6 protein-coding genes are annotated in these 4,967 nt (G+C 68.9%); 3 read left to right on the top strand and 3 right to left on the bottom strand.

Features of this window, described 5'->3' with window-relative positions; genetic code table 11:
• The 3 genes from AC27IQ_RS18735 to AC27IQ_RS18725 form a co-directional block, all read right to left on the bottom strand.
• Positions 1-1,979: Clp protease N-terminal domain-containing protein (locus tag AC27IQ_RS18735; RefSeq protein WP_487090366.1), on the bottom strand; the 1,979-nt coding region annotated here is incomplete at its 3' end.
• Positions 1,980-2,154: 175 nt separating this feature from the next.
• Positions 2,155-2,676, bottom strand: coding sequence for a molybdopterin synthase catalytic subunit MoaE (gene moaE, locus AC27IQ_RS18730; protein WP_487090365.1), 522 nt, complete (start codon positions 2,674-2,676; stop codon positions 2,155-2,157).
• Between the two features lie 34 nt (positions 2,677-2,710).
• Positions 2,711-2,950 (bottom strand): hypothetical protein, encoded by a 240-nt coding sequence (locus AC27IQ_RS18725; RefSeq protein ID WP_272567946.1) that lies wholly within the window; start codon positions 2,948-2,950, stop codon positions 2,711-2,713.
• Positions 2,951-3,127: 177 nt separating this feature from the next.
• On the opposite strand from AC27IQ_RS18725, the gene AC27IQ_RS18720 reads away from it, so the two are divergent.
• The 3 genes from AC27IQ_RS18720 to AC27IQ_RS18710 form a co-directional block, all read left to right on the top strand.
• Positions 3,128-3,382 (top strand): hypothetical protein, encoded by a 255-nt coding sequence (locus AC27IQ_RS18720; RefSeq protein ID WP_272567945.1) that lies wholly within the window; start codon positions 3,128-3,130, stop codon positions 3,380-3,382.
• A gap of 12 nt (positions 3,383-3,394) precedes the next feature.
• A complete protein-coding gene (locus AC27IQ_RS18715; protein ID WP_487090364.1) occupies positions 3,395-3,745 on the top strand; it encodes a hypothetical protein in 351 nt (116 codons plus the stop codon).
• Positions 3,746-4,056: 311 nt separating this feature from the next.
• Positions 4,057-4,967: dihydrodipicolinate synthase family protein (locus AC27IQ_RS18710; RefSeq protein WP_487090363.1), on the top strand; the 911-nt coding region annotated here is incomplete at its 3' end.

The raw sequence follows: 4,967 nt of genomic DNA, 5'->3' as shown, positions 1-4,967 counted from the left end.
TAGCCCACGTAGCCGGGCGGCGCGCCGATCAGGCGGGCCACCGAATGCTTTTCCATGAACTCGCTCATGTCGATGCGGATCAGGTGGTCTTCGCTGTCGAACAAAAAGCCCGCCAGCGCCTTGCACAGCTCGGTCTTGCCCACGCCCGTGGGGCCCAGGAACAGGAACGAGCCCGTGGGCCGGTTGGGGTCGGACAGGCCCGAGCGCGAGCGGCGGATGGCATTGGCGACCGCGGCAATGGCCTCGTCCTGGCCCACCACGCGCTCGTGCAGCTTGTCTTCCATCTGAAGGAGCTTGTCCTTCTCGCCCTGCATCATCTTGGCCACGGGGATGCCGGTGGCGCGGCTCACCACCTCCGCGATCTCCTCGGCGCCCACCTGGGTGCGCAGCAGGCGCGGCGCGCTGCCTGCGCCGTCCTTGCCGGCTTCCTTGGCCTGCGCTTCCTTGAGCTGCTTTTCCAGGTCGGGCAGCTTGCCGTACTGCAGCTCGGCCACCTTGTTGAAGTCGCCCTTGCGTGTGAACTCTTCGATCTGGAACTTGAGCTTGTCGATGGCCTCGCGCACGTGCGCGCTGCCTTGGGCCTGGGCCTTTTCGGACTGCCAGATCTCGTCGTAGTCGGCGATTTCCTTTTGCAGCCTGGCGATCTCTTCCTCGATCAGCGCGAAGCGCTTTTGCGAGGATTCGTCCTTCTCGCGGCGCACGGCCTCGCGCTCGATCTGCAGCTGGATCAGCCGCCGGTCGAGGCGGTCCATGACCTCGGGCTTGGAGTCCATCTCGATCTTGATCTTGGACGCGGCCTCGTCGATGAGGTCGATGGCCTTGTCGGGCAGGAAGCGGTCGGTGATGTAGCGGTGCGACAGTTCGGCCGCGGCCACGATGGCCGGGTCGGTGATGTCCACGCCATGGTGCACCTCGTACTTTTCCTGCAGGCCGCGCAGGATGGCGATGGTGGCCTCGACCGTGGGCTCGCCCACGAGGATCTTCTGGAAGCGCCGCTCCAGGGCCGCATCCTTTTCGATGTACTTGCGGTATTCGTCGAGCGTGGTCGCGCCCACGCAGTGCAGCTCGCCACGCGCCAGCGCCGGCTTGAGCATGTTGCCCGCATCCATGGCGCCTTCGCCCTTGCCGGCGCCGACCATGGTGTGCAGCTCGTCGATGAAGACGATGGTCTGGCCCTCGTCCTTGGCCAGCTCGTTCAGCACGCTCTTCAGGCGCTCCTCGAACTCGCCGCGGTACTTGGCGCCGGCCAGCAGGGCCGCCATGTCCAGCGACAGCACGCGCTTGCCCTTGAGCGATTCCGGCACCTCGCCGGCCACGATGCGCTGGGCCAGGCCTTCCACGATGGCGGTCTTGCCCACGCCGGGCTCGCCGATCAGCACGGGGTTGTTCTTGGTGCGGCGCTGCAGCACCTGGATGGCGCGGCGGATCTCGTCGTCGCGGCCGATCACGGGGTCGAGCTTGCCGATGCGGGCGCGCTCGGTCAGGTCCAGGCAGTACTTGGCGAGGGCGCCACGCTGGCCTTCGGCCTCGGCGCTGTCCACCTTCTGGCCGCCGCGCACGGCGTCGATGGCGGCCTCCAGGCTCTTGCGGGTCAGGCCGTTGTCCTTGGCGATCTGGGCGGCGTCACCCTTGCTGTCCACCAGCGCGAGCAGGAACAGCTCGCTGGCGATGAACTGGTCGCCGCGCTTGATGGCCTCCTTCTCGGTCGCCTGCAGCACGCGGCCCAGCTCGGGGCCGCCCTGTACCTGGTCCTGCCCGTGCACCTGGGGCAGGCGCTTGACGGCGGCCTCGGCCGCGGACAGCAGCCCCGGCACGTTGGCGCCGGCGCGCTGCAGCAGTGCCCGCGGACCGTCTTCCTGGCGCAGCATGGCGACCAGCATGTGCACGGGTTCGATGTAGGCGTTGTCGTTGCCCAGCGCCAGCGACTGCGCGTCGCTCAGGGCTTCCTGGAACTTGGTGGTGAATTTGTCGAGACGCATGGTTGAAATGTCCTCCGAATTGCAACGCAGTTGGGGGAGGTGGAGGCACATTTCAAGCGCGCACCCCACAGCAGGCCATGCGCCAGATCAAATTCAGGCAGGCATCTCAAAAAATGCCAAATGCTCACTTATTGATAGCAAAACGCCCTAGTGGAATATGCGGCGAAGGCCTTTTTTACCCCAAACCCTCATCCGCATTGGGAAGGGCCGCGATGCCCCAGCGCGCCAGCGCGGCGTCGTCGCTCACCCGGGCGTCGACCCAGCGCGCGCCCTGGGGCGTGACCTCCTTCTTCCAGAACGGCGCCTGGGTCTTGAGGTAATCCATCAGGAACTCGCAGGCCTGAAAGCCCTGGCCCCGATGGGCCGAGGTCACCGCCACTAGCACGATCTGGTCCTGCGGCTGCAGCAGCCCCACACGGTGCACCACGCGGGCGCCAAACAGCTCGAAGCGGCGCAGCGCCTCGTCCACCATGGCTTCGATGGACTTCTCGGTCATGCCGGGGTAATGCTCCAGTTCCATCGATGCGACGGCATCGCCGGCATTGTGGTCGCGCACGGTGCCCACGAAGCAGCACACCGCGCCCACCCGCGCATCGCCCGCGCGCAGGGCCGCCAGTTCGGCGGACACGTCGAAGTCGGCCACCTGGACGGCCACGCGGGGCGGGGCGATGGGGAGTGGAGCGGGAACAGGGTTCATGGCCGCTGCGAAAGGGATCTGTCGCCGGTGCGGCTCATGGCGAGCGGTGCAGGCGCGGGGCGGAGAGCAACCCGCGCTCTTCCTCGATGATCTGGTCGAGCTGGCGCCGCGCGGGGGACGCCGGCACGCGCGCCAGCATGGCCTGCAGCCGCACCACGTCGTTCACCGACGGCGCGACCTTCACCTGTGCGATGGCCGCCTGGGTGTTGCCACCCTGGATGAGGGCGAAGACCTTGCCGGCCCACTCGTCTTTGTCTCTCGAATTGCGTGCCATGCGGCGGTGTCCTTGTGCGTGCGTTCGCAAACCGCGATTGTCACGGAAACCGCCGGGCCGCTGGCGCCGGCCGGGAAAAGAGCGCCTTTGCTAAAGTGGCCGGCTTGCCAGGCATGCCGCCGCGCCCGCCTCTTGCGCCTTGCACCGCTGCCATTCCCCCTTCGCTCTCCTTTCCGCATGGCCACCCAGACCGTCACCACCGACCGCTACAAGCTCTTTCCGTCACCGCGCAACCAGCACCGCGTGGTGTTCGAGCACGAGGTCTTCCAGCCCCACCCCTACGCGCTGATCGACCTTCCCAGCTACGACCTGCGGGGCCGCTACAGCCTGTTCGCCGCCCACCGCCTGGCGGACGGCAAGATGGGCCAGCTGGCCACGTTCGAGCTGGCCGAGGATGCCGAGCGGTTCGCGCGCCTGTTCACGCCCGACTGAGCCGCATCCGCCATGCACGACGAGAACCAGATCCACGTCCCGCCCTCGTTCCTGGCCGTGTACAGCGACGCCCGCCAGCGCCTGTCCGAGCCGGTCGCCGTGGTCCGCGAGCGCTACGAGCTGTGCGAAGACCTGGCCAGCCATCTGGTGGAGCAGGCGCAGACGCTCTACCACGTGCAGGCCCCGTCGGAGGCCGAGATCCTGCTGCGCATCCACGCCGGGCTGGCCACGCCCGGCTCCGGCGTGGCGCCACCCGAGGCGCGCTGGATCACGCTGCGCCTGGCCGAACTGCTGAACTGGCGCTGCCCGGAACTGCCGCATCCTCCGGACGAGGTTCCGCAGGGCGGTGCCCCTGCGCCCTAGCCCGCCACCCAGCGCGAGGGCACCGCCAGCGGCGCGACGAAGGGCCTGTACCGGCGCACCCTGGCTATACTGCCCCCATGCCTTCGCACACTCCCTCGCCTTCGCGGAACCTCCGGTCCGTGGCGGCGTGCGCAGGCAAAGCCAAAAAACCCCAGCTCATCTGACCGGAGCTGCGGTTCCGTCCGGATGAGCGACGGAACCGCGCGGCAGGCACCCTCTCCCCTTTTTTCTTTTTGAACGCCTGCCGCTTTGCCGGTCGGCGCACGCATCCCTGGACGGCTCCCTCGGTCGTTGCCTGAAAGGATGTTCCCGTGCGTTCACATTCCACCCACTCCCATGCCACCACCCGCCCTGCCACCCCGCGGGCCCGTGGCGATTTCTCCGGCCTCTGGATTCCACTGGTCACTCCGTTTCGCCACGGCGTCGTGGACCATGACGCCCTGAAGGCCCTCGTGCAGCGGCTGCGCCGCACGGGCATCGCGGGGTTCGTGGCCTGCGGCTCCACCGCCGAAGCCGGGGCGCTGGACACGCCGGAGCAGGACGCCGTGCTGGCCACGGTGCTCGCGCACGCGGGCGGCCTGCCGGTGGTGATGGGCGTGTCGGGCTGCCACATGGGCCAGGTGCTGGCACGGGTGCGCAATCTGGCCCCGCAGCCGCTGGCCGGGCTGCTGGTGCCGGCGCCGCATTCCATCCGGCCGTCGCAGGCGGGGCTGCAGCAGTGGTTCCGGGCGATCGCCGATGCCAGCGCGGTCCCGCTCATCGTCTACGACATTCCCTACCGCACCGGCGCCACGCTCGACCTGGCCACCTTGCGCGGCCTGGCGGCGCACCCGAATCTCCGCGCCGTGAAGGACTGCGGCGGCAGCCCGGCGAAGACGCAGGCGCTGATCGCAGACGGCGCGCTGCAAATGCTGGCGGGCGAGGACGCCCAGGCCTTCACCACCGTCGCGCTCGGGGGCGCCGGGGCCATCGCCGCGAGCGCGCACTGGCAGACGGCCGAATGGGTGGCCTGCCTGGACGCCGTCGCGGCCGGGGACCTGGTGCAGGCACGCGGGCTCTGGCAGGGGATCGTTCCGTGGGTGGAGCGTTTCTTCGCCGAGCCCAACCCCGCCCCCATCAAGGCCCTGCTGGCCGCGCGGGGCGAGATGGCGGACGAGTTGCGCGCGCCGATGACGTCGGCCTCGCCCGCACTGGTACAGCGGCTGCAAGAGGCCCTGGCGGC

Source organism: Acidovorax sp. KPB24-07 (genome assembly GCF_057543315.1).
This window is presented reverse-complemented; position numbering and strand designations above follow the sequence as displayed.